The 22,662-nt window shown below is 63.2% G+C and carries 24 protein-coding genes and 3 pseudogenes; 12 read left to right on the top strand and 15 right to left on the bottom strand.

All coding sequences use genetic code 11. The features are described from left to right. Positions 1-2 precede the first annotated feature (2 nt). Positions 3-1,652, bottom strand: a complete 1,650-nt coding sequence (locus GW587_RS22520; RefSeq protein WP_166106870.1) for a methyl-accepting chemotaxis protein — start codon at positions 1,650-1,652, stop codon at positions 3-5. A 190-nt stretch (positions 1,653-1,842) separates the two neighbouring features. On the opposite strand from GW587_RS22520, the gene GW587_RS22515 reads away from it, so the two are divergent. Next, complete coding sequence (locus GW587_RS22515; RefSeq protein ID WP_166106868.1) at positions 1,843-2,904, top strand: acyltransferase family protein; 1,062 nt, start codon at positions 1,843-1,845, stop codon at positions 2,902-2,904. On the opposite strand, the gene GW587_RS22510 is transcribed toward GW587_RS22515, so the two are convergent. Continuing rightward, positions 2,901-4,127 carry a putative porin gene (locus tag GW587_RS22510; protein WP_166106867.1) on the bottom strand — a complete coding sequence of 409 codons (1,227 nt, stop codon included), beginning with the start codon at positions 4,125-4,127 and terminating at the stop codon, positions 2,901-2,903. The genes GW587_RS22515 and GW587_RS22510 overlap by 4 nt on opposite strands. A gap of 68 nt (positions 4,128-4,195) precedes the next feature. Here GW587_RS22510 and GW587_RS22505 point away from each other — a divergent pair, with 68 nt between their 5' ends. Next, on the top strand, positions 4,196-4,687 hold the full coding sequence (locus GW587_RS22505; RefSeq protein WP_166106865.1) for a hypothetical protein: 492 nt from the start codon (positions 4,196-4,198) through the stop codon (positions 4,685-4,687). Positions 4,688-4,822: 135 nt separating this feature from the next. Here the strand turns inward: GW587_RS22505 and fusA are convergent, their stop codons facing one another. After that, positions 4,823-6,925, bottom strand: coding sequence for an elongation factor G (gene fusA / locus GW587_RS22500; protein WP_166106863.1), 2,103 nt, complete (start codon positions 6,923-6,925; stop codon positions 4,823-4,825). A gap of 200 nt (positions 6,926-7,125) precedes the next feature. Between fusA and GW587_RS22495 the strand changes: the two genes are divergently transcribed. Then, complete coding sequence (locus tag GW587_RS22495; protein WP_166106861.1) at positions 7,126-8,223, top strand: phospholipase A; 1,098 nt, start codon at positions 7,126-7,128, stop codon at positions 8,221-8,223. Here GW587_RS22495 and GW587_RS22490 read toward each other — a convergent pair. The 3 genes from GW587_RS22490 to GW587_RS22480 form a co-directional block, all read right to left on the bottom strand. Next, entirely contained in the window at positions 8,220-8,417 is a 198-nt protein-coding gene (locus GW587_RS22490; RefSeq protein ID WP_166106860.1) for a hypothetical protein, read from the bottom strand. The genes GW587_RS22495 and GW587_RS22490 overlap by 4 nt on opposite strands. 132 nt (positions 8,418-8,549) lie before the next feature. Beyond that, positions 8,550-8,798 carry a hypothetical protein gene (locus GW587_RS22485; protein WP_166106858.1) on the bottom strand — a complete coding sequence of 83 codons (249 nt, stop codon included), beginning with the start codon at positions 8,796-8,798 and terminating at the stop codon, positions 8,550-8,552. Between the two features lie 67 nt (positions 8,799-8,865). After that, positions 8,866-9,789, bottom strand: coding sequence for a class I SAM-dependent methyltransferase (locus GW587_RS22480; RefSeq protein ID WP_166106857.1), 924 nt, complete (start codon positions 9,787-9,789; stop codon positions 8,866-8,868). Positions 9,790-9,975: 186 nt separating this feature from the next. Here GW587_RS22480 and GW587_RS22475 point away from each other — a divergent pair, with 186 nt between their 5' ends. Further along, entirely contained in the window at positions 9,976-10,779 is an 804-nt protein-coding gene (locus tag GW587_RS22475; protein WP_166106855.1) for an alpha/beta fold hydrolase, read from the top strand. Here GW587_RS22475 and GW587_RS22470 read toward each other — a convergent pair. After that, positions 10,776-11,465: an ankyrin repeat domain-containing protein gene (locus tag GW587_RS22470; RefSeq protein WP_229259594.1), complete on the bottom strand. Its 690-nt coding sequence runs from the start codon at positions 11,463-11,465 to the stop codon at positions 10,776-10,778. The genes GW587_RS22475 and GW587_RS22470 overlap by 4 nt on opposite strands. Next, on the bottom strand, positions 11,462-12,241 hold the full coding sequence (locus tag GW587_RS22465) for a TatD family hydrolase (protein WP_166106853.1): 780 nt from the start codon (positions 12,239-12,241) through the stop codon (positions 11,462-11,464). The genes GW587_RS22470 and GW587_RS22465 overlap by 4 nt, the downstream gene beginning before the upstream one ends. 47 nt (positions 12,242-12,288) lie before the next feature. Between GW587_RS22465 and GW587_RS22460 the strand changes: the two are divergent. Together GW587_RS22460 and GW587_RS22455 are read left to right on the top strand one after the other, a co-directional pair. Continuing rightward, a pseudogene (locus tag GW587_RS22460) lies at positions 12,289-13,246 on the top strand (cation:proton antiporter); the annotation flags it as partial. A gap of 19 nt (positions 13,247-13,265) precedes the next feature. Continuing rightward, entirely contained in the window at positions 13,266-13,850 is a 585-nt protein-coding gene (locus GW587_RS22455; protein WP_166106851.1) for a DNA-binding protein, read from the top strand. On the opposite strand, the gene GW587_RS22450 is transcribed toward GW587_RS22455, so the two are convergent. From GW587_RS22450 to mltG, 5 genes are read right to left on the bottom strand one after another with little or no spacing between them, the layout of a single operon-like run. Next, positions 13,825-14,340, bottom strand: coding sequence for a GNAT family N-acetyltransferase (locus GW587_RS22450; RefSeq protein WP_166106849.1), 516 nt, complete (start codon positions 14,338-14,340; stop codon positions 13,825-13,827). The genes GW587_RS22455 and GW587_RS22450 overlap by 26 nt on opposite strands. Before the next feature lie 15 nt (positions 14,341-14,355). Then, positions 14,356-14,736 carry a PilZ domain-containing protein gene (locus tag GW587_RS22445; RefSeq protein ID WP_166106847.1) on the bottom strand — a complete coding sequence of 127 codons (381 nt, stop codon included), beginning with the start codon at positions 14,734-14,736 and terminating at the stop codon, positions 14,356-14,358. 10 nt (positions 14,737-14,746) lie between these two features. Further along, positions 14,747-15,781: a DNA polymerase III subunit delta' gene (locus GW587_RS22440; RefSeq protein WP_166106846.1), complete on the bottom strand. Its 1,035-nt coding sequence runs from the start codon at positions 15,779-15,781 to the stop codon at positions 14,747-14,749. Positions 15,782-15,809: 28 nt separating this feature from the next. Then, on the bottom strand, positions 15,810-16,439 hold the full coding sequence (gene tmk, locus GW587_RS22435) for a dTMP kinase (protein WP_166106844.1): 630 nt from the start codon (positions 16,437-16,439) through the stop codon (positions 15,810-15,812). A 4-nt stretch (positions 16,440-16,443) separates the two neighbouring features. Then, positions 16,444-17,433, bottom strand: a complete 990-nt coding sequence (mltG, locus tag GW587_RS22430) for an endolytic transglycosylase MltG (RefSeq protein ID WP_166106843.1) — start codon at positions 17,431-17,433, stop codon at positions 16,444-16,446. Positions 17,434-17,590: 157 nt separating this feature from the next. Between mltG and ygfZ (GW587_RS22425) the strand changes: the two genes are divergently transcribed. Genes ygfZ (GW587_RS22425) through GW587_RS22415 form a run of 3 tightly spaced genes read left to right on the top strand, consistent with a single transcriptional unit; the run spans position 17,591 to position 19,630 of the window. Continuing rightward, positions 17,591-18,607 carry a CAF17-like 4Fe-4S cluster assembly/insertion protein YgfZ gene (gene ygfZ / locus GW587_RS22425; protein ID WP_166106842.1) on the top strand — a complete coding sequence of 339 codons (1,017 nt, stop codon included), beginning with the start codon at positions 17,591-17,593 and terminating at the stop codon, positions 18,605-18,607. Between the two features lies 1 nt (position 18,608). After that, positions 18,609-18,896 carry a DUF4936 family protein gene (locus GW587_RS22420; RefSeq protein WP_166106841.1) on the top strand — a complete coding sequence of 96 codons (288 nt, stop codon included), beginning with the start codon at positions 18,609-18,611 and terminating at the stop codon, positions 18,894-18,896. Next, positions 18,887-19,630: an NRDE family protein gene (locus GW587_RS22415; RefSeq protein WP_166106840.1), complete on the top strand. Its 744-nt coding sequence runs from the start codon at positions 18,887-18,889 to the stop codon at positions 19,628-19,630. The genes GW587_RS22420 and GW587_RS22415 overlap by 10 nt, the downstream gene beginning before the upstream one ends. A 15-nt stretch (positions 19,631-19,645) precedes the next feature. On the opposite strand, the gene GW587_RS22410 is transcribed toward GW587_RS22415, so the two are convergent. Together GW587_RS22410 and GW587_RS31065 are read right to left on the bottom strand one after the other, a co-directional pair. Next, positions 19,646-20,761: a serine hydrolase domain-containing protein gene (locus tag GW587_RS22410; RefSeq protein WP_166106839.1), complete on the bottom strand. Its 1,116-nt coding sequence runs from the start codon at positions 20,759-20,761 to the stop codon at positions 19,646-19,648. Positions 20,762-20,891: 130 nt separating this feature from the next. Then, positions 20,892-21,386: a hypothetical protein gene (locus tag GW587_RS31065; RefSeq protein ID WP_207393622.1), complete on the bottom strand. Its 495-nt coding sequence runs from the start codon at positions 21,384-21,386 to the stop codon at positions 20,892-20,894. Positions 21,387-21,563: 177 nt separating this feature from the next. Between GW587_RS31065 and ygfZ (GW587_RS31060) the strand changes: the two are divergent. The 3 genes and pseudogenes from ygfZ (GW587_RS31060) to GW587_RS22395 all read left to right on the top strand — a co-directional run. Continuing rightward, positions 21,564-22,112 (top strand): annotated as a pseudogene (gene ygfZ, locus GW587_RS31060) (CAF17-like 4Fe-4S cluster assembly/insertion protein YgfZ); the annotation flags it as partial. Further along, entirely contained in the window at positions 22,013-22,324 is a 312-nt protein-coding gene (locus GW587_RS22400; protein ID WP_371875637.1) for an NRDE family protein, read from the top strand. The pseudogene ygfZ (GW587_RS31060) and the gene GW587_RS22400, both read left to right, overlap by 100 nt. Positions 22,325-22,362: 38 nt before the next feature. Next, positions 22,363-22,662, top strand: a pseudogene (locus GW587_RS22395) (transposase); the annotation flags it as partial.

Raw genomic sequence — 22,662 nt, 5'->3', positions numbered from 1 at the left:
GCTTACACTCCCACCGGCGCCGCCAGCATCCGATGTCCGGTGTCGGCCGGCTGTGCGCGGGTCGGCCTGGCGTGCCAGGTATCGCGCTCGGTCTTGAACACACCGACCGCGTGGTTCAGGTGCGAGGCCTGGTCCTGCAAGGTGCCCACCACTTCGGCCGCCTGCTCGACCAGCATCGCGTTTTGCTGCGTGACCTGGTCCATTTGCGAGATGGCGCGGTTGACTTCCTCGATGCCCACACGCTGCTCGTCGCTGGCGGTGGTGATCGCGCCGACCATGCCGCTGACCTGTTTGACGCTCTGCACGATGTCGCGCATGGTGCTGCCGGCGTGTTCCACCAGCTCGGTGCCGGCGTGGATCTTGGCCACCGATTCGTCGATCAGCGATTTCACCTCGCGCGCCGCCGTCGAGCTGCGCTGCGCCAGGTTGCGCACTTCGGTCGCCACGACCGCGAAGCCACGGCCCTGTTCACCGGCGCGCGCCGCCTCCACCGCCGCGTTCAGGGCGAGGATATTGGTCTGGAAGGCGATGCCGTCGATGACGCTGATGATCTCTTCGATTTTGCGCGACGATTCGTCGATGGCGTTCATGGTCAGCACCACTTCGCCGACGATCTCGCCGCCCTTGCTGGCGATGTCGGAGGCGTTCTGCGCCAGCGTGTTGGCGTCGCGGGCGCTGTCGGCGTTCTGCTTGACGGTGGCGGTCAGCTGCTCCATCGCCGATGCGGTTTCCTCCAGCGAGCTGGCCTGGTCTTCGGTGCGGCTGGACAGGTCCTGGTTGCGCTCCGAGATCTGGTCGCTGATGGTGGTGACGGCGACGGCGGCATCGTGCACTTCGGTGACGGTGGCGCGCAGGTTGCCGCTCATTTTCACCAGCACCGCCATGATGCTGTCCTTGTCGTTGCCGCGCAGCTGGACTTCGTGATACAGCTCGCCGCGATCGACCGCGTTGGCCAGCGCCTTGACTTCCTCCGGCTCGGCGCCGAGGGCGCGTTGCAGATAATTGGTCACGCGCCACGCCACGACCGTGCCGACCGCGATCGCGACCGCCAGCAGCGCCAGCGTCAGCGCCTGGAAGTTGTGCGCGCCCTGGCGCGCCACCGACGATTCGGCTTCGGTCATGTTTTCCTGTTGGTCGATGAAGCCGTTGATCGTGGCCAGCCACTCGGTGAAGGCCGGCTTGGCTTCCACCAGCATCATGCGGCGCGCGCCTTCGATGTCGCCGGCGCGGCGGGTCTCGATGATTTTCTTGATCAGCGGCGTGGCGCGGCCTTCGGCCTGCTTGATCCTGGCCAGCCACTCGCGCTCCTCGGGCTTGACCTGGGACTTGCTGAACAAGGCGTCCAGCGGCTGGGCGGAGGCCTGGTAGTCGGCGTCGAGCTTGTCGATCACACCGGTGACGCCGCCGATGTCGGCGTCGGCCACCAGCGTCACGTCGCGCAGCGCGATGGCGCGGTCGTGCACGCTGCCACGGAAGTTGATCGCATAGCGCTGCTTGACGTTGTTGACTTCACTGATGTGCAACAGGCTGTTGTCGATGGCGTTGACTTTGATGATGCTGAACACCGACAACACCAGCATCATCGCCAGGATGATGCCGAAGCCGATGGTCAAACGGGCCGCGACGCTGATTTCATTTTTTGTGGTTTCCATGCTGTGTTCCTTAGATCGCATACGAGATAATCGCCATCATATTTCCTCGGCGACATTTTGTGAAATTTATAAATTAAATAAAATTCATAGTTATTTCCTATTGGAAATCATGAGCCGGCATTTGTTGAAACTTTACTACTTAGAGATCGCTAAATCGCCTCTCAAATGGCATACCGATTTACAATCGGGCATGAGAATTCACTCCATCGATGCGGTACGCGGCCTGACCGTCGCCGCGATGCGATTGGTAAACGACGCCGGCGACTGGTCGCACATCTACCCTTGGCTGGAACACGCCGAATGGCATGGCTGCACGCCGGCCGATTTCATCTTCCCGGTATTCATGCTGATCGTCGGCGTCTCGCTCAGCCTGGCGATGGGACGCCAACTGGACGCCGGCGCGGCCCCGGCCCCGTTGGCGCGCGCGGTGCTGCTGCGCGGCGCACGCATCGTGCTGTTGGGCGTGGCGCTGAACGTGATCTCGATGTTGCTGCTGGACGGGCGCGGCTTCCGGCTGCTCGGCGTGCTGCAACGGACCGGCATCTGCTTCGCGGCGGCGGGCATGCTGGCGATTTACATGCGCTCCGCCCGCGCGCAATGGACGGCGCTGGCCGCGCTGCTGCTCGGTTATTGGGCGCTGCTGGCGGCGGGCGGCTCGGTGGAGCCGGTCCTGAATTTGGCGGACCGCATCGATACCGCGCTGCTGGGCCAGCTCTCTTATCAGTACGATGCCGCGACCGGCCTGGCGCACGAACCGGAAGGCTTGCTGAGCACGCTGCCGTCGCTGGGCACGGTGATTCTCGGCCTGCGCGCCGGCGATTGGCTGCGCAAGGGCCAGACCAGGACGCTGGCCATCGCCGGCGCGGCGGCGATGCTGCTGGGCTGGCTGTGGGCGTTGGCGCTGCCACTGAACAAGCAGTTGTGGACCTCGTCGTTTGTGCTGTGGACCGGCGGCTTCGGCATGCTGGCGATCGCGCTGGCGCACCGGCTGATCGACGTGCGCGGCTGGCCCGCCTTCGGCCGCGCGATGGGCATCAACGCCATCGCCGCCTATGCCGGCTCATGGATCGCCACCTGCCTGCTGGCCTACAGCGGCGTACTGGGTCCGCTGTACGAGCAGGCATTCCGCTTGCCGCTGACGCCGCTGATCGGCCCGGCCGGTGCGTCGGCGGCGTTCGCGGCCTGCTTTACCGCCGTGTTCTGGCTGGCTGCGGCGTATGCGGGCAAGCGCGGCTGGCGCGTCACCATTTAAAACCGCCGGCGCAGCGCCACCGTCACGCTGCGTTCACGTTGCGCCCGCCGCTCGCCGATCAGCGTGCGCGCCGCACGCTCGCTGCTGATGCGCAGCGCTTCCGTTATCAGGCTCAGCGCATCCGTCAGCGGCAGGCTGTAGGCCAGCGCCAGGCAGTGCCCGGTTTCGTTGTTGGGATCGCCGGGCAGCGCATCGTGTTCGCTGGTGCTGAAGCGGTCGTAGCGCGCCGCCAGCGTCCCCGGGCCGACGGGATGGCTGAGCAAGGCGTACCAGGACTGGAAGTCCAGGCTGACCGCGTTGTTGCCCATCAACGTATCGCCGCGCATCGCCTGCGCCAGCACTTCCCAGCCGCCGCCGGGGCGCAGCACCATGCTCAGGTGGTCGAAACGCGTGCGCCAGGCATACTGGCCGTTCTTGACCACCAAGGGATCGGCGCGGTTGTCGTAACGCAGCGCCGCCAGCTCCAGCCGCGCGCCCAGATTGAAGTTGGCGCCGACGTAGTAGCCAAGCCGGCCGTCGAGCTCGCGAAACGGATGGATGGTGCGCGATTGACGCGGGATGTCGCCGTCGGCGCGGTACACCGGCAGATCGGCCAGGCGCAGCGCTTCATTGCGGCCGGCGATGCGGTCGCTGATCGACCAGCCGCGCCAGGCCAACAGCGTGCCGGTCGGGTCATTGCCGTTGAAGACGGCGGCGACCAGGCCGACGTCGTAGCGGGCGCCGGCGTGGCGGCCCAGCCGGCGCCCGCTCCATTCGACGCCATTGGTGCGCAACTCCTCGCCTATCCAGCTGTTGATGGCGGAACTGGAGATGGTGCGCTTGGGTGTCCAGCCGATACCGTCGTAATCGATCTCCACGCTCGATGGCGCGAAGAACTGGCCGACCTTGACCCGGGTTTTCCATGCGCCGGTCGGCAGCGGGCTCCAGCCCAGCCAGGCTTCGCGCACGTCGACCACGCCGTTGTGTCGGTCGTCGGCGCTGAGCTCCAGCGTGCCGCTGATGGTGTCGCTCAGGTCGGCGTCGCCGCGCAGCACCGCCTGGCCCAGCTGCAAGCCGTCTTCCGACCTGGTCTTGCCCAGGCCGCCGTCGAGGAAGCTGCGCGGGGCGTCGGCGGCGACCGCGCGCACATCGAGCAAACCGCGCCATTCGGCCGCCTGCGCATCGCCGGCGGCGACCGCCAGCGCCAGCAGGCCGGCACGGGAAAAGGAAGGGTGAAATTGCATTCAAGCATCATACACCGGCTTGCGGCGAAGGCTATAATCCAGGCTCCCCATGACTTAGAGAGTTTGGCATGATCAAAAGTTTGCGTATCGCCGGCCTGGCGCTGCTGGCCTGCGTGTCCGGCACGGCGATGGCCGATGGTTTCGAGACCATCGAATCGGCGCCGTTGAAGGAAGTGTGGCTGAATGGCGGTTTTTACTCCTACCACTTCCAGCGCGATAAGAACCTGAACGACAGCAATCCCGGCCTGGGCGCGGAATATCGCTTCTCGACGGTGGCGTCGGTGACGGCGGGCCGCTTCTACAACAGCGACCGCGCGTATTCCAATTATCTCGGCCTGTATTACCAGCCGTTCAAGGTCGGCCCGGTGCGGCTGGGCGCGGTGGTGGGCGGCTTCGACGGCTACCCGAAAATGCGCGACGGTGGCTGGTTCCCCGCCATCATCCCCACCGCCAGCTTCGAATACGAACGCGTCGGCGTCAATGTCGCGATCGTGCCGAGCTACAAAGATCGCCTTTACGGGGCGATCTCGGTGCAACTGAAACTCAAAGTCTTCGATTGAGACGCGGACCCCGCACCCCGAGGCGGGGTCAGACCCCGGATGGGGTCTGACCCCTGGTCGCCGCCGTGCGGGTTTGACGGGCGCTGCCACGGCTCGCCGTGATACGCGCCGCCGACTGGCGGCGGCTTTCCCCCTTTACTTCGCCTTGACCGCGATCTGATCCAGGATGTGCTTCGGCACGGCGGAGTAATGCTTGAACTCCATCGTGTACGTCGCACGCCCCTGGGTCGCTGAACGCAGCGAGGTCGAATAACCGAACATTTCCGACAGCGGCACTTCGGCGCGGATGATCTTGCCGCCTCCCCCCGCGATCTCGTCCATGCCCTGCACCATGCCGCGCCGCGCCGACAAATCGCCCATCACCGTGCCGGCGTAGTCTTCCGGCGTTTCCACCTCGACCGCCATCATCGGCTCCAGCAACACCGGATCGGCACGCCGCATCGCTTCCTTGAAGGCCAGCGAACCGGCCATGCGGAACGCGTTCTCGTTCGAATCGACGTCGTGGTAGGAGCCGAAGGTCAGCGTGGCGCGCACGTCAACCACCGGGTAGCCGGCCAGCACGCCGGACTTCAGCGTTTCCACGATGCCCTTCTCGACCGCCGGAATGAATTCGCGCGGCACCACACCGCCTTTGATGGCGTCGACGAATTCAAAGCCCTTGCCCGGCGCCTGCGGCTCCAGCCGGATCTGCACGTGGCCGTACTGGCCGCGTCCGCCCGATTGCTTGACGAACTTGCCCTCGACGTCGTCGACCGCGCGCTGGATGGTCTCGCGGTAGGCCACTTGCGGCTTGCCCACGGTCGCTTCGACGCCGAATTCGCGCCGCATGCGGTCCACCAGGATCTCCAGGTGCAGCTCGCCCATGCCGGACATGATGGTCTGGCCCGATTCCTCGTCGGTATGCACGCGGAACGATGGATCCTCCTGCGCCAGCCGGTTCAGGGCGATGCCCATCTTTTCCTGGTCGACCTTGGTCTTCGGTTCGACCGCCTGCGAGATCACCGGTTCCGGGAAAATCATTTTTTCCAGCACGATCACGTGCTCGGGCGAGCTTAGCGTATCGCCGGTGGTCACACCCTTCAGGCCGACCGCCGCCGCGATGTCGCCGGCGTAGACTTCCTTGATCTCCTTGCGCTCGTTGGCATGCATCTGCAGGATGCGGCCCAGCCGCTCCTTCTGGCTCTTGGTCGGGTTGTAGACCGTATCGCCGGAATTCACCACGCCCGAGTACACGCGGAAGAAGGTCAGCTGGCCGACGAACGGGTCGGTCATGATCTTGAACGCCAGCGCGGCGAACGGATCGGTATCGTTCGGATGACGCTCGATCGGATTGTCGTCCTCGTCGGTGCCGGCGATGGCGGGCACGTCCAGCGGCGACGGCAGGTATTCGATCACCGCGTCCAGCATCGCCTGCACGCCGCGATTCTTGAACGCGCTGCCGGCCAGCATCGGCACGATCTCGTTGCGGATGGTGCGCAGGCGCAGCCCGGTCTTGATCTCGTCCTCGGTCAGCACGCCGCCTTCGAGGTATTTTTCCAGCAGCTCGGGCGTGCCTTCGGCGGCGGCCTCGACCATCTTGTCGTGCCACTCCTGTGCGACCGCCTTCAGGTTGTCCGGGATTTCCTCATAGGTGAACTTGACGCCCAGGCTCTCGTCATCCCAGTTGATGGCGCGCATCTTGACCAGATCGATCACGCCATGGAAGTTGTCCTCGGCGCCCAGCGGCACCTGGATCGGCACGGCCATGCCCTTCAGGCGGCTGGCGATCTGTTCGCGCACGCGGAAGAAGTCGGCGCCGACGCGGTCCATCTTGTTGATGAAGGCGATACGCGGCACTTTGTACTTGTTGGCCTGGCGCCACACGGTTTCCGACTGCGGCTGCACGCCGCCGACGGCGTCGTACACCATGACGGCGCCGTCGAGCACGCGCATCGAGCGCTCGACTTCAATCGTGAAGTCGACGTGGCCCGGGGTGTCGATGATGTTGATGCGGTGTTCGTCGAAATTCCCGGCCATGCCTTTCCAGAAGGCGGTGGTGGCGGCCGAGGTGATGGTGATCCCGCGTTCCTGCTCCTGCTCCATCCAGTCCATCGTCGCGGCGCCGTTGTGCACCTCGCCGATTTTATGGTTGACGCCGGTATAAAACAGGATGCGTTCCGTGGTCGTGGTCTTGCCAGCGTCGATGTGGGCGCTGATGCCGATGTTGCGGTAACGCTCGATGGGGGTCTTGCGGGTCATCACAATTCTCCTTAAACACTGTATTAACAGTTATGGGAAGTCTCAAATGCGGTGCTTCATGGCAAAATCAAGAGCAACCTAGCGTGCGACATGATAGGAGGCAATTAATATAGTCTCTGGACTAACCTGCAAGCTTACCCCTGACTTGGATCCCGTGCATGACTCTCCGTAGAAAAACCAGCCTTTTCCTGACCTTTGGCATGGCGCCAGCCCTTGCCTTCGCGCAGGCCTCCGACCTTGAGATGCGACTCGAACGCTGCGCCGTACTGGGCGACGCCAGCGCCCGCCTCGCCTGCTACGACGGCCTGTCGAAGACCGCGCCGGCCGTGACCGCCGCCGGCGGCAACGCGGTCGGCAAGCCCGATCCCGGCACCAGCAGCAAGGTGGTGACCGCCATTACCCAGCCGTCGTCGACCGCCGCCGCCGAAGCGACGCAGCCGGCCGCCCCGCCGGAAGAACCGAAGATTCCGGCCAAGCTGGCCGCGATCACCACCATCGCGCCGGAAGACACCGTCTCGCGCATGGTGCAGTGGTGGGAGCTGGACCGCTCCGCCAAGCGCGGCGTGTTCAACTTCCGTCCGCACCGGGAAAATTATCTGTTGCTGGCCAATTACAGCACCAGCTCCAATGATGCGCCTTTCCAGGAAGTGACGCCAGGCGGCGTCGACACCAAACACGTGGAACTGACCTACCAGCTCAGCTTCAAGATGAAGATGATCGAGCAGGTGGCGGATACGCCGATCGACTTCTGGTTCGGCTACACGCAGAACAGTTTCTGGCAGGCGTACAACCGCGCCGCGTCCAGCCCGTTCCGCGAGACCAACTACCAGCCGGAGCTGATGCTGACCACGCCGCTGAACCTCAATCTCGGCAAGGTCGATATCCGTTACCTGACGCTGGGCATGGTGCACCAGTCGAATGGCCAAACGTCGACGCTGTCGCGCAGCTGGAACAGGATCTATGCGGAAGTGGGTGCGGAGCACGGCAAGTTCGACGCGCGCTTCCGCATCTGGAAGCGGCTGGACAACGCCCGCTCCGACAACGACAACATCGACATCACCGATTACCTGGGCCACGGCGACCTGAACCTCGGCTACCGCAACAACGGCCATGCGTTCACGCTGATGGCGCGCCGCAACTTCTCGACCAACCACGGCGCCATCCAGGCCGGCTGGGCGTTCCCGGTGGTGGCGAATCTGAAGGGGTATGTGCAGGGCTTCAGCGGCTACGGCCAAAGCCTGATCGACTACAACTACTCGCAGAAATCCCTGGGCGCGGGATTCCTGGCGGACTTTTAACGTCCCGGTCCACCCAGGATGCGCGCCGGAAGCATGACCACGGCGCGCAGCAGGGCGAACAGGCCGTCGACGCCGATGCCGAGCAGGCGGAACGGCAAGGTGATCAGCCAGAATAGCGGATAGAGCACCAGCGCCAGCAAGGCCAGCGGCCAACACAGGAACAGCAAGAACAGCCACAGGACGAAACCCAGCATGAGATGCTCCGATTCAGTTGACGCGTTATCAATGCTGTCACTGTATCGCCGAGTGTCGGCGCGGACAATTCCCATGCGACCAACTGCGGATTACCGCGATTAAGCGGGCAAATCGGGGGATAAACGGGAGACTTACTGGCCGAGGCAAATGATCTTGGTCACGTACTCGTGCGCGTTGGGCTTCTTCTTGGCCGCCCATTCGATGGCCTGGTTGGCCTGCTCGATGGTCAGGATCGACGCCTTTTCCTTGGATTTGATGAAGGACACGCCCTCGAAGGCGCCTTCCTTGCTGCGCATGACTTTGGCAAACACGGGCGGCTTGCTCTCGCCGTCGGCGATCTTGTTTTGCTGGATGAGGTAGCGCTGGTCGTTCTGTTCCATAACTTTCTTCTTTCTTTCAAAAGAAGAAGTATACACGCCCCGTGCGCGGGGCGTGTAGTCCGGCGGGTCAGGCGAAGGCCGGGAGCCGTTGCGCCGGTTGCAGCGCGGCTTCGTACAGGATGTCGGCGCGCAGCGAGGCTTGCAGCGACGGGATCGAGCCGCCGGCGCGATACTGGAAGCTGACCTGCAACACATCGCCCTCGCGCGCCTTGACCGGATTGGCCAGCGGCAAGGTCATGTAGTGGTTGAGCCAGTCGATGGTGGTGGAACGCTCCGCGACCACCGCCAGGATGTTCTTGGTGACGAAGCGCATGGCGTTGATCTCGCCGTTGCGTTCCACCACGAACTTGCCCTGCCACGAGTACGACAGCTCATTGGGCTGGTTGAAGTCGATGATGCTGTACACCGCCGGCTGCGACATCTCGACCGTGCCGGGATAGATGACCGTGGTTTCCTGGAACTGCACGATGGGTGCGTAGAAACCCTCGAAGTCATATTCCTGCTGCAAGGGCTGCACCGCCATGATCACCGCCTCGGGCAGGAACACCGGCAGCGGGCCGCCGAAGCGCTCCAGATAACGGCGCTTGAACGATTCGATCACCTCCACCTGTTTTTCACGCACCATGGCGACGTGGATCATCTCGCAGATGACGACATCGACCGGCTCCGGCGGCAGGTATTCGAAGGCGTCGGCGTGCACCACCTCGACTTTTTCGCCGTTCGGGTTCATCGCCAGCATCTTGCGGGCTTCCTTGACCATGTCCGGGTTGAACTCGACGCAATACACCTTCGATGCCTTGGCCGCCGCGAACCACGACAGCACGCCGGTGCCGCCGCCCAGCTCCAGCACTTTGGCGCCGGGCTTGACGGCGTAGTCGATCGCCGACTTGAAGCCGTGCATGCGGTTTTGATCCATCAGCATATTGTGATGGTAGTGGACTGGAATGAATTGCCCCAGATAGCAGCTTTCGATCTCGCGTTCGTTCAGCATGGTTGTCCTTGGTTGATGCGCATTGGGTCTGGATGCAATGCGGTAAAGACATTATCGTTAACATGCCTGACGTTCCAAGCGGCGAGCTAGCCGGGAAAAACCCATCAATTCGGAATTTTCCCCAACTTAGTTGGCTTGGTTGCATTGTTGCTCGTTATACTCACGGTATCAATCCGGAGAAACTGAATGTCGATTCAACACCGCAACAATGTCTTGTGCCATGGGGATGGCGCGGCGACCGTGATGCTGGTCCACGGCTACGGCTGCGACCAGCACATGTGGCGCTTTATTTATCCGGCGCTGGCCAGGCGCTACAAGGTGGTCCTGCTGGACCTGGTGGGTTGCGGCGAGTCGCACCTGGGCGCCTACGACCGCGACAAGTACGCCACGCTGCACGGCCATGCGGAGGACATGCTGGACGTGATCAGCCTGTACGCCACGGGGCCGGTGTTTTTCGTCGGCCACTCGGTCGGCGCGACGATCGGCATGCTGGCGTCCATCGTGGCGCCGGAGAAGTTCGCGGCGCACATCATGATCGGGCCGTCGCCGTGCTACATCAACGATGGGGATTACGTGGGAGGCTTCAATCCGGAGGACATCGACGGCGTGCTGCAACTATTGGATGCGGACTATCTGGAATGGGCCAGGCGGATGGCGCCGGTGATCATGGGCGCACCGGCGCAACCGCATTTATCGGCCGAGCTGAAGGCGCGCTTCGAGCGCAACGACCGCGACATCGCCCGGCATTTCGGCCGCGTGACCTTCACCTCCGACCATCGCGCGGATGTGCCGAAGTGCACGGTGCCGTCGCTGATCCTGCAATGCAGCGACGACCTGATCGCGCCGCGCGAGGTGGGCGACTACCTGCACCGCCACCTGCCCGCCAGCAAGCTGGCCGCGATCACCAACACCGGCCACTGCCCGCACCTGAGCGAGCCGGACGTCAGCTATCGCCTGATCAGCAGCTATATGGAAGAGATTCTGGCTTAACGCGGTTTCTTGGCGGCCAGGAAGGCGTTGATGGTTTTGGCGATCCAGGGTTTGTCGGCCTTGGTGGCGAATTCGGCGGCGGTGAGGTGGAAGCCGCCGTCTTTCAGCGTGGCGTCGGCGCCCTGCTCCAGCAACAGCGCGACCACCTTTTCCTGCCCTTCGCGCGCGGCGATCATCAGCGGCGTCATGCCGGAAGGCGATTCGGCGTCGATGTAGGCGTGATGCTCCAGCAGTATCGTGGTGATCTCGACGCTGCCGGCGGCCGCCGCGTAGTGCAAGGCGGCCCAGCCCTTCTGGTTGACCTGCGCGCCGCGCTGGATCATGTCCAGCACCATGGCCTTGTTCTGGCGAAACGCGGCCATCATCAAGGCGGTGTTGCCGTTCGGCGCCTTGGCTTCCAGGTCGATGCCCTTCTGGTCCATCAACAGCGTGGCGACCTTGTTGGCTTCGTAGCGCATGGCGACGATCAGACCGGTCTCGCCGCCCGGCTCGCGCACGTTCGGGTTCAGCCCGCGCGCCAGGATCTTCTTTACCGTCGAGACGCTGTCCAGCTGCGCGGCGCGGAAGAAGTCGACCTCGTCGTCGCTCTGTTCGGCCGCCAGCGCCATCGACGCGGCCGGCGCCAACAGCACGGCGGCGAAGGCCAGCAGCATGCGGCGGCGCGCGGGCAGCGTCCGGCGCATCATGCCGCCACGTTGAACAGCTTGCGGAAGTTCGCCGTGGTCTGCTCGGCGACCTGCTCCACCGGGATGCCCTTGAGCTTGGCGATGTATTCGCCGACATGGGCGACGAAGCCCGGCTCGTTCATCTTGCCGCGATGCGGCATCGGCGCCAGGTAGGGCGAGTCGGTCTCAATCAGGATGCGCTCCAGCGGCACCTCCAGCGCCACCGCCTGCAAATCCTTGGCGCTCTTGAACGTGACGATGCCGGAGAACGAAATATAAAACCCCATCTCGATGGCGGCGCGCGCCACTTCCAGCGACTCGGTGAAGCAGTGCATGACCCCGGCCACGCCGCCCGCCTCCGTGCCCGCGCCCTCTTCGCGCATGATGCGGATGGTGTCTTCGCTGGCGTTGCGGGTGTGAATGATCAGCGGCTTGCGGGTGATCCGCGACGCCTTGATATGCGTGCGGAAGCGTTCGCGCTGCCACTCCAGGTCGCCCTGCAGGCGGAAGTAATCCAGCCCGGTCTCGCCGATGGCGATGATCTTCGGATCGTCGGCCAGTTCGACCAGTTGCTCGACCGACGGTTCCGGCGTGTCTTCATAGTCGGGATGCACGCCGACCGAGGCGTAGATGTGCGGATACTCGTGCGCCAGCGCCAGCACCTGCGGGAAATCCGGCAAGTCGACCGACACGCACAGCGCGTGGGTCACCTTGTTGTCGGCCATCTTGGCCAGGATCTCGGGCATGCGGGCGGCCAGCTCGGGGAAATTGATATGGCAATGGGAATCGATATACATGCCGCGATTGTAACCGATAGCCTTGCACGCCGCGCCCCGCCGCACAACTCGGCCCGGGCGTGGTCGGCGCCGCCTTCCCCGAATACCATAAATTCCTGTTCAACCCGGATGTCGTCAAGACTCTTAACGGTGTCGGCCAATGGGGCGTGATGCTGTTCGTTATGCTTGCCGGCATCGAGCTGGATCTGAAGAAGGTGTGGGAGCATCGCCGCGAAAGCGTCACCACCGCCGGCCTGTCGCTGGGCATGCCGCTGCTGTTCGGCTGCGGCGCGGCGCTGCTGTTGATGGGCTACCAGGGATGGATGGGCGCCAAGGCCGCCGACTGGCAGTTCATGCTGGGCGTCGGTATGGCTTGCGCCGTGACCGCGCTGCCGGTGCTGGTGCTGCTGCTGGAAAAGCTCGACATCCTGCGCCAGCCCATGGGCCAGCGCATCCTGCGTTACGCCAGCCTGGACGACGTCGCCATCTGGGGTGTCCTGGCGCTGATCATGCTTGACTGGGAACGCGTCGGCCGCCAGGCCGGCTTCCTGCTCGCCTTCGCCGTGCTGACCTTCGCCTTCCGTCGCCTGATGGTACGCCTACTGGTTCGGCCAGGAAAAGCTGGACGCCCTGTTCAAGAATGTGCTGCTGGTGCTGATGCCGGTGTTTTTCCTCAGCACCGGGCTGCGCACCAAGTGGGATTTGGGCGGCTATTCGGTGTTCTTCGTCGGTGGGATGCTGTTGTTCGCCTCGGTCGCCGGCAAGCTGGCCGGCGCGCACATCGCCGGCAAGGCGCTGAAGTGGAAGAAAGGCGAAGCCTCGATCATCGGCTGGCTGTTACAATCCAAGGGCCTGATCGAAATCATCTTTGCCAACATCCTGCTGGACAAGCAGATCATCACCAGCGAAACCTTCACGGCGCTGCTGTTGATGGCGGTGGGCAGCACGATGCTGACGATTCCGGTGGTGCATCCAAAGCTGAACCGGGCACAGAACCGCGGACTGGTGGGGCAAGCCAGTTCCTGAACTACAGACGAAAAGACTCATGGCGCGAACAGGACTCACGAAATCCCAAGTCAGGGCCAGCCGCGATCAGCTGCTGGCGGAAGGACGCTACCCGTCCGTCGACGCGATCCGGCTCGCGCTCGGCACCGGTTCCAAATCCACCATCCACAAGTATCTGAAAGAATTGGGCGGCGAGGACGCGGGCGCAGGCCTGAAGCGGGAAGACACCGCCCGCACCCTGCTCGGCGTGGTGGAGCAACTTGCCGACCAGCTGCACGGCGATGCCGAGCGCCGCGTGGCCTCGCTGCGCGCCGAGCATGAACAGGCGCTGCGGGAGAAGGATGCCGAATTGGCGGCCATGCGCCAGACGATGGCGAGGCTGACCGCACGTGTGCAGGAGCTGGAAGGCGTCGCTTCCTTCGGCGGCTTCGCCACGCCGGCGCAGGAACCGCCTCCCGGCGGCTTCGGCGAGTTCGATGTGATGCAGCTGAGCTCGCGCAGCGGCCGGCGCGAGAACTCGCCGTTCAGCATCCTGCTGTCCGGCGGCCGCTCCGCGATCTTTGAATTCGACAGCCTGCAGGACGCGGGCCGGATCCAGCTCAAGCCACGCGCTTACCCAGGATAATCAGGTCGCGCTCGACGCCGTCCAGATTCGCCACCTTCGGCAGGTGCGCCCAGGTCTCGAAGCCGTATTTGGCGAACAGGCCCAGGCTGGGCTTGTTGTGGCCGAAGATAAATCCCAGCAAAGTATGCACCTTGATCTGCGGCGCGTAGGCGATCGCCTGCTCGATGCAGTAGCCGCCGATGCGCTTGCCGCGCCAGGCCTCGGCGATGTAAATCGAAATCTCCGACGTGCCCGAATACGCCGGACGGCCATAGAAATTCGAGTACGACATCCAGCCCAGGATTTCCGGCTGCGCCGACGTATCGCCGGCCTGCTCGATGATCCACAGCGGACGCTTTTCCGGCGTGTGATCGTGGAACCACCCCAGACGCGATTCCACCGACACCGGCTCGGTATCGGCGGTCACCTCGCGCGAGGCGATGGTGGTGTTGTAGATGGCGACGATGGTCGGCAGGTCGTCGAGCGTGGCGAGGCGGTGGCGAAAAGTCATGGGATCGAAACGAAGTTACAAAGTATGAGTGGCGCGCGACGAACGCAGCGCGGCGCCGAGGATTTCTTCGATGCGCAGGCGGGCGCGCTGGCCGCTCTCGTCGTCCGAGAAATGCACGCCGATGCCCTGCGCCTTGTTGTTGTGCGCACCGGGCGGCGTGATCCAGGCGACCTTGCCGGCGATCGGGTATTTGTTGGTGTCGTCCATCAACGCCAGGATCAGGTAGATCTCGTCGCCGAGCTTGTACGGCTTCTGGGTCGGAACGAACATGCCGCCGTTTTTCAGGAACGGCATGTAGGCGGCGTACAGCGCGGCCTTTTCCTTGATCGCCAGCGACAGCACCGTCGGCCGCGCGATGGGCACGGTGTTCGGGTCGAGTGGGCTGGCAGCGGACATGGATTACCTTTCAGGCGCAGCAGGCGGTGTAGTCGAGCAGCATATCCTCCAGGAACAGCTTGGGCGACAGCGGATGATCGGCGGTCGCGCGGCGTTCGTTGGCGCCCTTGATCGCGGCCAGCAGGCGGCTGACGTGGATCTTGTCGGCCACCGCCGCCAGCTCTTTCTGGTAGCGCGGATAGTAGCGGACGCTTCCCGCCAGTTTGTAGGAAAACACGTCATAAAGCCAGCGCTGCACCCAAGAAACCTGTGCACTCAGCGGCACTTTTTGCAGCTTGTCAGCAACTTTCAACGCGCCTTCGACGCTGGGGCGGGCCAGCAGTTGCAGCAGCACTTCGAGATCGTCGCGGTTGCCGACCTCGGCCTGCGCCATCGCCGCCAGCGGCGCGCCGCCCTGCTCGCGCAGCCAGCTGTCGGCGTCGGGCACGCCCTGGGCCTTGAGCCAGGCCAGCGCCTCGGCGTGGTTCGGCATCGGCAGCGCGAACTTGCGGCAGCGCGACAGGATGGTCGGCAGCAACCGGTCCAGGCTGTTGGACGCCAGCAGGAACACCGTGCCCGGCGGCGGCTCTTCCAGCGTCTTCAGCAAGGCGTTCGAGGCCGGCATGTTCAGCGCCTCGGCCGGATACAGCACCACCACCCGCAAACCCTGGCGATGGGTGGAGATATTCATGAAATCCGACAGGTTGCGGATCTGCTCGATCTTGATTTCCTTGGATGGCGCCTTGGCCGACTTGGCGGTCTTCTTGACCTCGCCGTCGCCCTCTTCGCCCTCGCCGGAAGGCTCATCCTCCAGCGCCTCGGGCCGCACGCGGCGGTAGTCGGGGTGGTTTTGCTGCGAGAACCAGCCGCAGGACGCGCACACGCCGCAGGCGTGCCCGTCGGGCAGCACCGCCTCGCACAGCAATCCTTGCGCGAAGGCTTCGATGAAGTCGGACTTGCCTATCCCGGCGGCGCCATGGAACAGGATGGCGTGCGGCATGCGCTGGCGCAGCAGTTGCAGCTGCTGCCAGGACGATTCCTGCCACGGGTAGATGGAGTTGCTCATTATTGGTATTTTGTTTTAAAACAAACGCTTAAGCAATGCTTTTAAAGCATTCATCCAGGATGGCGGCGATCTGGACCTGGATCTCGGCGATGCTCTGCGTCGAGTCGATGACGCGGAAGCGTTGCGGGAACTGGGTGGCGCGGCGCAGGTACTCGTTGCGGGTGGCTGCGAAGAAGTCGGCCTGTTCGCGTTCGAACTTGTCCAGCGAACGGGTGGCGTTCAGCCGCGCCCGGGCCACGTCCAGCGGCACGTCGAACAGCAAGGTCAGGTCCGGTTGCAGATGCGGGTGCACCCATTGCTCCAGCGCTTCCAGTTTCGGCAGGTCCATGCCGCGTCCGCCGCCCTGGTAGGCGAAGCTGGCGTCGGTGAAGCGGTCGGAAATCACCCAGGCGCCGCGCGACAGCGCCGGCGCGATCACCTGCGCGATGTGTTCGCGGCGGCTGGCGAACATCAGCAGCGCTTCGGTTTCCAGGTGCATCTTTTCATGCAACACCAGGTCGCGCAGCTTTTCGCCCAGCGGCGTGCCGCCCGGCTCGCGCGAGCTGACCAGGTCGACGCCGCGCGCCTTCAGATATTCGCTGACGAAGGCGATGTGGGTGGATTTTCCGGCGCCGTCGATGCCTTCAAAGGTGATGAATTTGCCGCTGTGTTGAGTCATGTAGTTATCTTTGGTACTTGTTCACTGCCCGATTGTGATCGTCCAGATTGTCGGAGAATTTGCTGGTGCCGTTGCCCTTGGAAACGAAATACAGGGCCGGCGTCTTGGCCGGCGCCAGCGCCGCCGTCAGCGATTGCACGCCCGGCAAGGCGATCGGCGTCGGCGGCAAGCCGCTGCGGGTGTAGGTATTGTACGGGGTGTCGGTCTCCAGATCCTTCTTGCGGATCTTGCCTTCGTATTTCAGGCCCATGCCGTAGATCACGGTCGGGTCGGTCTGCAGCATCATGCCGATCCGCAGGCGGTTGACGAACACCCCGGCGATCATGCCGCGCTCGGACTTCTGGCCGGTTTCCTTCTCGACGATGGAGGCCATGGTCAGCGCGTCGTACGGGGTTTTGTACGGCAGCTGCGGATCGCGCTTGTCCCAGGCTTCGCGCAGGCGCGTCAGCAGCATCGCGTGCGCCTGCTTATAGATCTGCAGGTCGCTGGCGCCCTTGGCGAACAGATAGGTATCCGGGAAGAACAGTCCTTCGGCATCCTTGTAGTCGGAACCGATGGCGTTCATCACTTCCAGGTCGCTCAGCGCGACGGTATCGTGCTTCAAGCCCTTGTGGGCGGCGATCGCGGCGCGCATCTGGCGGAAGGTCCAGCCTTCGATGATGGTCAGTTGTTCCTGCGCGAACTCGCCGCGCGCCAGCTGGTCGATCAGGCGCATCGGCGTGGTGCCGGGCTTGAGCTCATACGAGCCGGCTTTGATCTTGCTGCTCTTGTTGGTCATGCGCGCCAGCAGATTGAACAGCAGCGGCCGGATCGGCACGCCCGCTTCGGCGATCTGCTGGCCGGCGGCATGGGCGCCGCTGCCGGGGATGACGGTGAAGTCAATGGCCTCGGCGCCCGCATCGATGATCGGCTGCTGCGACCAGTACATGAAATAGCCGCCGCCGGCGAGGGCCAGCAAGATGCACAAACTAATTATTTTTTTGATAAAAGCCATTGATAAAGCCGTATTGTTTGGATCAAGTCGCACAGCTTGCCAGTTCTTTGCCCAGTCCGCCAGTGCCGCGTTTTACGCGGCATCCGACGCGTTCCTCGCGACATCACTATAATGAGCCCGTAATGATAATGCTTTAATCGTCAAATTATTGGAAATTATGTCTTCTTGGAATGAACTTTTAGCACCAGCCGCCGGCCCGCTGACCACCACGCAGCTGGCCGTGGGCTTCGTCGCGCCGATCACCGACCTGGGCCTGATCGCCCTCGACGGCGAGGAGTCGGCCAGCTTCCTGCACAATCAGCTGACCAACGATGTCGAACACCTCGGTGTGGGCGAAGCGCGCCTGGCCGGTTATTGCTCGCCGAAGGGCCGCTTGCTGGCCTCGTTCCTGATGTGGCGCAGCGCCTCGACTATCTTCCTGCAACTGCCGCGCGACATCCAGGCGCCGGTGCAGAAGCGCCTGTCGATGTTCGTGCTGCGCGCCAAGACCAAGCTGAGCGACGCCACCGAGCTGCCGGCCAACCAGGTCGTGCTGGGTCTCGGCGGCGGCCTGGCCGAAGCCGTGCTTCAAACCTGGTTCGACGCCCTGCCCGCCACGCCGTACACCAAGCTCGACCATCCGCTGGGCACGCTGATCCGCGTCGCCGACGTGTTCGGCGAGGCGCGTTATCAATGGCTGATGTCGGCCGAGACCGCGCAAACCGTCGCGGCCGAGCTGGCGGACAAGCTCAGCGTCGGCGACGGCGATGCCTGGCGTTTGTCGGAGATCCACGCCGGCGTGCCGCAGATCACCAAGGCGACGCAGGAACAATTCGTGCCGCAGATGATCAACTTCGAGCTACTGGGCGGCGTCAACTTCAAGAAGGGTTGCTACCCGGGCCAGGAAATCGTCGCCCGCAGCCAGTATCTCGGCAAGCTCAAGCGCCGCACCACGCTGGTCGGCATCGCCGACCCGGCGGCGGCGGCCGGCGCGGAAGTGTTCGCCACGGCCGATCCGGAACAGCCATGCGGCATGATCGTCAATGTGGCGCCGAACGGCAACGGCGGCGTCGACGCGCTGGTGGAGATGAAACTGGCCGCGATCGAAGCGGCGTCGGTGCGGCTCGGCTCGGCCGACGGCGCGCCGCTGACCTTCCTCGGCATGCCTTATGTGCTGGACGCGCTCGACCTCTAGCATGGATCTCTATATTTACTACCAGGTCAAGGACGCCGACGCGGCGCCCTTGCAGGCTGCGGTCGTCACCATGCAGGCGGCGCTCACGCGAGACCACCGCGTGGTTTGCCAGCTCAAGCGCCGCCCGGAAGCCAAGGACGGCAAGCAGACGTGGATGGAAGTCTACGCCGCCACACCCGCCGCCTTCGCCGCCACGCTCGACGGCGCGGTCGAACTGGCCGGTTTATCGGCCCTCACCGCCGGCCCGCGCCACACCGAAGTCTTCACGGATCTACTCCCATGTGCTTGATCGTTTTCGCCTGGCGGGTGATCCCGGCGGTGCCCTTGGTGGCCGCAGCAAACCGTGATGAATACTACCAACGCGCCACCGCCCCGGCTGCCGCCTGGCCGGAGCATCCGCAGATCTACGCCGGCCGCGACCTGCAGGCCGGCGGCAGCTGGATGGGCATCACCCAGCCGGCGGTCGAAGGCGGGCCGTCGCGCTTCGCCGCCATCACCAACATCCGCGCGCCGTCCGAGCATCGCGACGATGCGCCGTCGCGTGGCCATCTGGTGGCCGATTACCTGGCGGGCGGCATGTCACCGCAGGAGTATGTCGATTCGATCCGCGAAGACGCCGACGCCTACAACGGCTTCAACCTGGTGCTGGGCGACCGTGACACCTTGATCTGGTTCTCGAACAAAGGCGACAACGACCCGCGCAACGGCAAGCCGCTGGAACCGGGAGTGTACGGCTTGTCGAACGCGCTGCTGGATGCGCCATGGCCGAAGGTGGTCAAGACCAAGGCCCAGTTCGCCAGCCTGCTATGCCTGGGCGCGCCGGACGAAGCCTTCTTCGAAATGCTGGCCGACACCACCCCCGCCCCCGACCAGCGCCTGCCGGAAACCGGTGTGCCGCTGGACCTGGAGCGGATGCTGTCGGCGGTACGCATCGAAAGCCCGAGTTACGGCACCCGCACCTCCACCGTCGTCAAGCTCTACGCCGACGCGCCGGGCACGCTGCACGAAATGCTGATCCATTAATCTCGGCGGCACGATCTAATTGCGCCACTGGCTCATGACGATCGACGCCGCCTGGACCGCAGCAGTTTCGGCGTCATTGCCGACGCCGAGATTGCTCAATACAGCCACGTAGAGCTTGTCCTCAGGAATGCGCAGGACTGCTGCGTTGAAGCCGCTGATACTGCCGCTATGCGAGATGATTTTCAAGCCGAACAATTTGCCAATTTCCCATCCATAGCCGTATTTGGTGACGGTTCCGTCGGTCAGCGCGTAGGGAGTGAATGCCCTTTTCCAGGTCGATTCCTTCAGCAGCTTCCCACCGGAGATTGCGGCATCGCATCGCGCCAGGTCGTCCACGGTCGATACGAGCGCTCCGGCTGCGTAAGGCTGACTCATGCTGAGTGCCGGACTGGGGACGAGGCCCTTTTTGGCCCGGCTATAGCCTTCGATATGCCTGACGGAAGAGCGCTCGCGGCCTTCGTAGGCGGTATCGTTCATACCCAGAGGAGCGAAGATATTCTGCGCCAGGAAGTCGGCATACGTAAGCCCGGAGACTTTCTCAACGATCGCGCCCAGGAGAAAGTAGCCGGAATTGCTGTAGGAATAACGCTGGCCAGCTTCGAATTCCTTGGGCTGATCCTTGAAGTAATCGATCATCTCGCCTACGCTCATGTCGGTCCTGCTGCGGGCGACGAAGTCACGCATGCTGGTATAGCTAGCGATGCCGGAGGTATGCGTGAGCAGATGTTCGATCGTAATTACCTTGCCGCTGATCGGATAGGTCGGGAGAAATTTTCGGATATCGTCATCGACTGCCAGCTTGCCTTGGTCGGCGAGCATCAGGATAGCGGTGGCGGTGAATTGCTTGGTGACTGAGCCGATGCGCAGCGACATATCGGCTGTCATGGTCTGCCCTTTCGCGATATCGGCAAGACCGTAGGCTTTGCGGAAGAACGTCGCGCCATTTTTGACGACAATGACCACAGCGCCGGGTTGGTTTGCTGGGTAGTGCTTCCCAATCGCGTTATCCAGACGGGCAACGATCTCGCGGTCCATGATCGCCTCACCCGGCGCTTGCGCGGTCTGGGCGAATATGCCGGGAGCCTGCAATAGAGTGAATGTGAACGTACAAATGCTGAGCAACTTCGACATGGAGCGGTACTCCGGATAAAGACTTGCGAATTGTATGTCCGATTCCGCCCCATTTGCGGAGTGTGGAAAGTCCGAAAGAGTAGACGCCGTCGCTGATTTCCACCTGTAATCAGCTGCTTAGCCTCCTCTGCTATTGCGGTGCCTTATTGCTTCCTGGGCTCGCAATCTTGGACAGAACCTTGAGGTCATATGATGCAAAATTAAGGGGCCGTGTCATATCAGAAAATTGAATCTCGGTTTTATCTGACTCGTTTCGGTAGATTAGCCACTGTCGCGACAGCTTAACTGGTCCCTCCGGTCCATGTCCCCACTCTGCAACTGTACGGGAACACGTACTGTACGAATTCAGGATCAACTTGTCGCCAGGCTTAGAGCGGCCCTTGAATACGCGCTCTATCCTGAACGTCGTCCTTTCGCCCACCAACTCAACTTCCATCTCTATCTTTTTCACTTTGCTCACATCAAGGAGCGTAACCAGCACCACCGAATCGACGCTGTTGAATCGCTCGCGAACACGCTTCTCCGTCTTTGCAAAAATTTCGGGTGGCAATGGGAGACATGCAAGCACTGGAGCAGCGACGCCACCCATAACACCCAGTAGCAAGACACGGAAAATTAATTTCATGGCGGCTGGCCTGCAGTAAATACGGTTGTGAAATCGAACGGCCCGATTCAAAGCCGAACGAATAGGTGGTAAGCGCAGGCCAAAAAGGCTTGCCTGCGGCCCGCTCTCTAACGCGCCCCGTCTGAAGGCGGCGGTGTCGGATTCAGCTCCTGCGACCATACCACTCCCGCGATTCCCCTGCAACTGCCGCGCGACATCCAGGCGCCGGTGCAGAAACGCCTGTCGATGTTCGTGCTGCGCGCCAAGACCAAACTGAGCGACGCCACCGAGCTGCCGGCCAACCAGGTCGTGCTGGGTCTCGGCGGCGGCTTGGCCGAAGCCGTGCTTCAAACCTGGTTCGACGCCCTGCCCGCCACGCCGTACACCAAGCTCGATCACCCGTTGGGCACGCTGATCCGCGTCGCTGACGTATTCGGCGCGGCGCGTTATCAATGGCTGATGTCGGCCGAGACCGCGCAAACCGTCGCGGCCGAGCTGGCGGACAAGCTCAGCGTCGGCGACGGCGATGCCTGGCGTTTGTCGGAGATCCACGCCGGCGTGCCGCAGATCACCAAGGCGACGCAGGAACAATTCGTGCCGCAGATGATCAACTTCGAGCTACTGGGCGGCGTCAACTTCAAGAAGGGTTGCTACCCGGGCCAGGAAATCGTCGCCCGCAGCCAGTATCTCGGCAAGCTCAAGCGCCGCACCACGCTGGTCGGCATCGCCGAGGCGGGCCGTCGCGCTTCGCCGCCATCACCAACATCCGCGCGCCGTCCGAGCACCGCGACGATGCGCCGTCGCGCGGCCATCTGGTGGCCGATTACCTGGCGGGCGGCATGTCACCGCAGGAGTATGTCGATTCGATCCGAGAAGGCGCCGACGCCTACAACGGCTTCAACCTGGTGCTGGGCGACCGTGATACCTTGATCTGGTTTGAATCGCCACGAGTTCTGTAGACACTTCTGAGCCATAATTCTAGGCTAAAGGAGTGAGTATGAGCGGGAAACGATATACGGAAGAATTCAAGATCGCTGCGGTCAAGCAAGTGGCGCAGCGCGGGCACCCGGTCAGCGAAGTGGCCGAACGGCTTGGCGTGAGCATTCATAGCCTGTACGCCTGGGTGAAACGCTATGGCGTCCCCGAGGACGAGCGTAAAGCAGTCGATGCCCAGAGCGACGAGATGCGGCGATTGAAGGCTGAATTGAAGCGCGTCACTGAGGAGCGCGATATATTGAAAAAAGCCGCGGTGTACTTTGCCAAGACGTCCGGGTAAGGTACACCTTGATTGTTGCGC

The sequence above is a fragment of the Duganella aceris genome, from assembly GCF_011090165.1.
In the GTDB taxonomy this organism is placed as follows: domain Bacteria; phylum Pseudomonadota; class Gammaproteobacteria; order Burkholderiales; family Burkholderiaceae_D; genus Rugamonas; species Rugamonas aceris.
Note: the sequence above shows the minus strand (reverse complement) of the source record. Positions and strands in the feature narration are given on the sequence as shown.

What these genes read in the sequence shown, in the direction of transcription:
- GW587_RS22520 (WP_166106870.1), bottom strand. Translation starts at nt 1,652, where the DNA reads ATGGAAACCACAAAAAATGAAATCAGCGTCGCGGCCCGTTTGACCATC.
- GW587_RS22515 (WP_166106868.1), top strand. Translation starts at nt 1,843, where the DNA reads ATGAGAATTCACTCCATCGATGCGGTACGCGGCCTGACCGTCGCCGCG.
- GW587_RS22510 (WP_166106867.1), bottom strand. Translation starts at nt 4,127, where the DNA reads ATGCAATTTCACCCTTCCTTTTCCCGTGCCGGCCTGCTGGCGCTGGCG.
- GW587_RS22505 (WP_166106865.1), top strand. Translation starts at nt 4,196, where the DNA reads ATGATCAAAAGTTTGCGTATCGCCGGCCTGGCGCTGCTGGCCTGCGTG.
- fusA (WP_166106863.1), bottom strand. Translation starts at nt 6,925, where the DNA reads ATGACCCGCAAGACCCCCATCGAGCGTTACCGCAACATCGGCATCAGC.
- GW587_RS22495 (WP_166106861.1), top strand. Translation starts at nt 7,126, where the DNA reads ATGGCGCCAGCCCTTGCCTTCGCGCAGGCCTCCGACCTTGAGATGCGA.
- GW587_RS22490 (WP_166106860.1), bottom strand. Translation starts at nt 8,417, where the DNA reads ATGCTGGGTTTCGTCCTGTGGCTGTTCTTGCTGTTCCTGTGTTGGCCG.
- GW587_RS22485 (WP_166106858.1), bottom strand. Translation starts at nt 8,798, where the DNA reads ATGGAACAGAACGACCAGCGCTACCTCATCCAGCAAAACAAGATCGCC.
- GW587_RS22480 (WP_166106857.1), bottom strand. Translation starts at nt 9,789, where the DNA reads ATGCTGAACGAACGCGAGATCGAAAGCTGCTATCTGGGGCAATTCATT.
- GW587_RS22475 (WP_166106855.1), top strand. Translation starts at nt 9,976, where the DNA reads ATGTCGATTCAACACCGCAACAATGTCTTGTGCCATGGGGATGGCGCG.
- GW587_RS22470 (WP_229259594.1), bottom strand. Translation starts at nt 11,465, where the DNA reads ATGATGCGCCGGACGCTGCCCGCGCGCCGCCGCATGCTGCTGGCCTTC.
- GW587_RS22465 (WP_166106853.1), bottom strand. Translation starts at nt 12,241, where the DNA reads ATGTATATCGATTCCCATTGCCATATCAATTTCCCCGAGCTGGCCGCC.
- GW587_RS22455 (WP_166106851.1), top strand. Translation starts at nt 13,266, where the DNA reads ATGGCGCGAACAGGACTCACGAAATCCCAAGTCAGGGCCAGCCGCGAT.
- GW587_RS22450 (WP_166106849.1), bottom strand. Translation starts at nt 14,340, where the DNA reads ATGACTTTTCGCCACCGCCTCGCCACGCTCGACGACCTGCCGACCATC.
- GW587_RS22445 (WP_166106847.1), bottom strand. Translation starts at nt 14,736, where the DNA reads ATGTCCGCTGCCAGCCCACTCGACCCGAACACCGTGCCCATCGCGCGG.
- GW587_RS22440 (WP_166106846.1), bottom strand. Translation starts at nt 15,781, where the DNA reads ATGAGCAACTCCATCTACCCGTGGCAGGAATCGTCCTGGCAGCAGCTG.
- tmk (WP_166106844.1), bottom strand. Translation starts at nt 16,439, where the DNA reads ATGACTCAACACAGCGGCAAATTCATCACCTTTGAAGGCATCGACGGC.
- mltG (WP_166106843.1), bottom strand. Translation starts at nt 17,433, where the DNA reads ATGGCTTTTATCAAAAAAATAATTAGTTTGTGCATCTTGCTGGCCCTC.
- ygfZ (WP_166106842.1), top strand. Translation starts at nt 17,591, where the DNA reads ATGTCTTCTTGGAATGAACTTTTAGCACCAGCCGCCGGCCCGCTGACC.
- GW587_RS22420 (WP_166106841.1), top strand. Translation starts at nt 18,609, where the DNA reads ATGGATCTCTATATTTACTACCAGGTCAAGGACGCCGACGCGGCGCCC.
- GW587_RS22415 (WP_166106840.1), top strand. Translation starts at nt 18,887, where the DNA reads ATGTGCTTGATCGTTTTCGCCTGGCGGGTGATCCCGGCGGTGCCCTTG.
- GW587_RS22410 (WP_166106839.1), bottom strand. Translation starts at nt 20,761, where the DNA reads ATGTCGAAGTTGCTCAGCATTTGTACGTTCACATTCACTCTATTGCAG.
- GW587_RS31065 (WP_207393622.1), bottom strand. Translation starts at nt 21,386, where the DNA reads ATGAAATTAATTTTCCGTGTCTTGCTACTGGGTGTTATGGGTGGCGTC.